Source organism: Thalassovita taeanensis, from assembly GCF_900110775.1.
GTDB classification, from domain to species: Bacteria; Pseudomonadota; Alphaproteobacteria; order Rhodobacterales; family Rhodobacteraceae; genus Litorimicrobium; species Litorimicrobium taeanense.
This window is the reverse complement of sequence record NZ_FOEP01000004.1, coordinates 1-4671: the sequence shown is the minus strand read 5'-3', so window position 1 is coordinate 4671 and position 4671 is coordinate 1. Positions and strand designations below refer to the sequence as shown.

Here is a 4671-nt window from a genome sequence, read left to right as displayed (position 1 = left end):
GAGCAATCCTAGCAGAAGAAGCGACGCAGGCAAAAGTTGGACGCAATTATGCGAAGAAATTGTTGTTTTGAACGAAGTGTTCTGGCTTCATGTCGAGCGAGGAAATTTGTTAAAATCTAAACTCCATGTGGTATTTTTTGTGGTATGATATTTATAATAATTTTATAAATTACTTATAATCAAAGCGTTATATGGAATCTATTGCGGACACCTCCTCCGCCACTTGCCCCCGCGAAAGCGTTCTCCCGATCCGGCTGCGGTCGGATTTTTCCGTTGTATTCGAGGGTTATGCGGGTGGGGCTGAGCACCGGCTCGGGCGCTAGGAGGCCCTCAAGCGGTCTCTCAGGGCCGATATCTCCGGACCTCATGACTGCTATGATTTAGTGAATAGCTTGCAAGCGTCTGGCATTGCAATGTTTTTTCCGAGGTTGCACTGAACACTTCGACGCCGGTCGCGCAGGGCGTGGTGGAACCGACGTCGAACCCATGACTGCAGGAATGCTAGGTGATCTCGTCGGCTTTCCAGACGATTAGGCCGCTGGCGTCCGGCACGCGGGCGTTCTTGTTGCGCGTCTTCCAGGTTGGCTCGATGAGGCTTTGCTTCGAAAGCTCCGCGATTTCTTTTTTGATCTCCGTCGGTGAGACATAATGCTTCTCCATGACGGTCGCGGCAAATCTCTCAAAAGTTCTGGGCGCATCGTTTGTGCGCCGGGCGAGCTCGGTCGCGAGCGCCGGAAGGTCGTCGAGATGCCTGCTTCTCATGGCGCCGTATGGCCCCGTGGAGTGCTCCTCGTCGTCGAACATGCTGAGCGGTCCGCGCGCCCGCCGGTCCATTCGGTTTTGCTGCGCTCTCCCATACAGTGCTCCTTAGCCTCCACAAAATGAATCAGCACATGCGGCGCTCATTGGCAAACTTTTCCAATCGGCATTTTACTTCTTGAAATCACGGCGAATTCTTCGCCGCGCCATGTTAGCAAGGTCTTCCAAAGAAATGAATGCGGCGGAGGCCTAGCACTAGCGTTAGCGTAAACTGCGCCCATGCTTGCTCCCGCTACTGAGTGTCTCGGTACTGCGTTTCCGTAGTTCTGACCGGTACGATGGCATCGGACACGATCTCGGTATGCACCTCACTGATCATGCGCATCTCGTCTGAGCGTGTCGGCGGGGTGGCTCGCCTTCCGAAGCACGGCGGAAGGTTCGGAGCAAACCGCGAATTTCTGAACTACTTCGGGTGTTCAGCAGGTCCCTGAAACCGAGCACATCAAAGAACGTGACTAAGCACTCTTCGTAGTCGGGGTCGGTTTCAAAATCAGTCATCGTTTTCCCATCATTTCAAACGCCCCGTTCCGCAGGGCTAATCTAAGAGTTTCAAGGTTTTGTACCTTACGCAGTGTCAGGCAGCTTGAGGCCACCAAGCCGTTCCATAGTCGCTTTACTAACGGTATCGACAATGGCTTGCGGGAAGGTTTTGGGTAGGGCGTTGGCGGCAGTATCGAGGGCTTCGGGCGCTCTTGCCGCGATCTCGTCGATGATGTCCGTGGTTCGCTTTTTTGAGAAACCGGCGCGCATGGCCGTCTGCACAAAATGCCGCCCGTGAATCTGATCGAAGCGATAGTGTCGGCTGTTTCCGACCGACATCGCCATCTTCATCTGTTTGCGTTCGACGATTTGGCGGGCTTCCAGTGCGCCTTGCGCTGTCACGATGTCATAGAGCGGGGTCATGCGATAGCTGCCGCCGGGGCTCAGGAACACGCTGAAGTTTTTGGCATGGGCGTCCGTCGCGCCCATCAGCCAGAAGATGAGCTGCGCTTTGAGGAAGATGTCCTGATCCTCGATCGGTGTATCGCTGCCGTTGAGCAAGCCCAGAACATCGATCATGCCGGGGCCACCCTCGTTCTGGTATTTTAGCGTCGGCGGTACAGAGAGTGCCTGGCAGCAATCTTCCTGCGGCAGGCGCAGCAATCGCCCGTCTTTCGTCCAGCGGCGATCAAAGCGCTCGATGACCAGAGCCTTGGTCTCGCCGAAGGTTTCGATTGTGGCGGTGTTCACGGGCAGGCCAAATGCGGCGGTGAGTTTCAGGCAATAGTATTCATTCTCGACGCTGTCCGAGAGATCGATGCCATCGGGCAGTTTTCCGATCTGCGTCTTGATCAGATGGGTGGTCGGCGTCGTGCCATGGGGTCTGATCCACTGACCGTCATGCCAAAGCAGGGCAGTCTTTTCTTGCGCCCCCGCAACAGAAATCCTGAAGGCGTCGTCGCTGGCGAGGCCAAGCGGCGCTTGGCTCAACCCGTTCAGGATTTTTTCGATGGTAGCTGCATCGACCGCTTCACCTTCGATCTTGCCGGTAGCGTCACGGGCTTCGTCGTCTCCTGCGATGAACTGGAGCGCCCCCACGCAGTCATGGCCGATCTTGGTCAGCATGCTGTAGGCGTCAGTCCCGCGCGCGCCGACCTTTTCGGCGACGGGGCGGCGCAGCTTGTCCGAGTCAGGCAGCAGGTTCTCGAAGACGGCAGAGACGGGTTCGCCGCGATAGGGCGTTTCCCGCAGCGGCAGTGACAAAGAGACCGGCAGAGCATGTTCCCAGTCCAGCCAGTCCGCTTCGTATGCAAACTCGATGGCGCCGCTTGACTCGCGGGTCAGCGTGCCGACGCGGCGGTTATTCAGATAGACGCGCAAGGGCGCATAGGCCGGACGCCGCCCCATCAAAACAGCTCCTCGATATCACTGTCATGGCCCTTGGAGCGCTGTTCGATCCTTAATTCCAGGTCGAGAGCCGCAAGGACAGCGAGGATGGATTCGAGCTTTGCGGGCTTTTCTCCACTCTCTATCATCGAGATCGTTGCTTGGCGCAGGCCTGCCCGCTCGGCGAGCTTCATCTGTGTCCAGTCGCGCTTCTTGCGTGCCCGGTGGATGATGGAGCCAATTTGTCTTGGTGTGCGCGCTAAATCACTCATGTGACCAATATACGCCTTGGCGCATAATCTGTCAATATGCGCCCTGACGTATATACGCCCCCTATACGCCTTGGCGTATAATGATGGAATATCTACTGAGGCGTATAGCAGCTCTGACGCTCATCAGCGAAGCTGGGCAGGGGGTGGTGGAGGCGGCTCCGGGCCTGGGGATCGTCTGGGCTCAGTGGTGGGCAGCGCCGATGGCGCACCAGCCTGGAGCGGAATATGTCGTCTACTACGACGAAAGTATGCCACGTTCGACGTTGACGAAGCTGCGGCAAACGCGGGCATTGCAGCCGTTATGCGCAAGAGGCCCGGACTCGGCTGAAATCAAAACTCTGCCGTCCCGTTTTATCAAAAAGCTCACGGCCTCCCTTGTGCTTTTTGCATGTGCCGACACAATATATAGCTCATGTGAGCAGTGAGAGGGACGCCGGTTGGGGCAAAAACAGCGCAAGATTGAAGCGTTGGTACCGCTCGATCAGCGTTTCGAGATGGAGCACGACATCCGAGGAGAGCGCTTTAAGAGTGCTTCAGGTCTCTGGATGGCCACAGATCGTGCTGATGGCGAGCTCTATCTGCTATGGCTAATCGAAAAGACCGGCGCAGCGGTCGATCGCGATGTCGCGCGCATTCTCGCTGACACTGTTCGACGCGTCCGAGGTGTTCTGGCCCGAAAGTCCGCGCGCAAGGTCCTGCTGGAGGTGATTGACCTCGTCGAAGATGATCGCGAGATCGGAAATCGCTTTGCTGGCGCGGACGGAACGCCGACGACCCTTTCTGGCAGAAGCCGCCGCACGCTCGAAAATACCGCGCGGACGTTGTCAGGTCGAGCCAGCATCTGGCGCCAAACCGCTCGACTCGTTCGTGGACTGAGTCATCTCCATGCGGCAGATCTCGTCCATGGCGGTATCGATGATGGCGCCATCTTCACAGCCAACATAGAGCCTCTGGAGTTGAAGCTCGGTGGCTACGAAGGTTGCGTCCACGTCGGCTCACTTGGCAGCGGAGGGGCTGGTCTTTTGTGCCCAGGCAGGGTTGTTGGCTCAAAACCGGGTCCCACCGTCTGGTCCGATGCCGTTCCAGGGTCTTCATGTCCGTTCCTCCCGAAGACCGTCGACAGTCATCTGCGGCAGGGTATCGAGACCTTCGGTAATCGCCGCTAAATTTAGTGGTGTTCAAAAGTAGAATTTTCTCGGCACTATATCTGAGGAGATTTTTGATGAAGACAGCACGATATAGCGACGCACAGATCATGGGCATCGTGAAGCAGGCAGAGGGCGGAGTGCCGGTTTCTGAGCTGTGCCGAGAGCATGGGATGAGCAGTGCGAGCTTTTACAAATGGCGTGCCAGGTTTGGTGGCATGGATGCATCTTTGATCGCGGAGATGAAGGACATGGCCGAGAAAAATCGCCGACTGAAGAAGATGTATGCTGAGATGAGCATGCAGAACGATCTGTTGAAGGAGGCGCTTGGAAAAAGGCGTTAAGGCCGTCTCTGAGGCGAGAACCTCTCGGGACATTGCTACGCAATGCCCTGCCGGTCAGTGGATGGCCATGAATGCGGTAGCGCAACATGGGGTCAGTATTGCACCGGCCTGCCGCACATTCCAGATCAGCGAGACCTGCTACAGATACTGCCCAGTTCTAAGCGACGAGAACGAAGAGATTGCTGACTGGTTGGAACGACTGACGGCGAACAAGCGCAGTTGGGG

General features: G+C 56.6%; 4 protein-coding genes and 1 pseudogene. 2 read left to right on the top strand and 3 right to left on the bottom strand.

Annotation, left to right across the window (positions count from 1 at the left end):
* Nucleotides 1-501 precede the first annotated feature (501 nt).
* From BSF79_RS06755 to BSF79_RS06745, 3 genes are all read right to left on the bottom strand, one after another.
* Nucleotides 502-804, bottom strand: coding sequence for a hypothetical protein (locus BSF79_RS06755; RefSeq protein ID WP_139246393.1), 303 nt, complete (start codon nucleotides 802-804; stop codon nucleotides 502-504).
* Between the two features lie 579 nt (nucleotides 805-1383).
* Entirely contained in the window at nucleotides 1384-2706 is a 1323-nt protein-coding gene (locus BSF79_RS06750) for a type II toxin-antitoxin system HipA family toxin (RefSeq protein WP_090269118.1), read from the bottom strand.
* Nucleotides 2706-2957 (bottom strand): helix-turn-helix domain-containing protein, encoded by a 252-nt coding sequence (locus BSF79_RS06745; protein ID WP_090269117.1) that lies wholly within the window; start codon nucleotides 2955-2957, stop codon nucleotides 2706-2708. Before BSF79_RS06745 ends, BSF79_RS06750 begins: the two co-directional genes overlap by 1 nt.
* A 437-nt stretch (nucleotides 2958-3394) precedes the next feature.
* Between BSF79_RS06745 and BSF79_RS06735 the strand changes: the two genes are divergently transcribed.
* Entirely contained in the window at nucleotides 3395-4123 is a 729-nt protein-coding gene (locus BSF79_RS06735; RefSeq protein WP_090269115.1) for a hypothetical protein, read from the top strand.
* Nucleotides 4124-4179: 56 nt separating this feature from the next.
* Nucleotides 4180-4671, top strand: a pseudogene (locus tag BSF79_RS06730) (transposase); the annotation flags it as partial.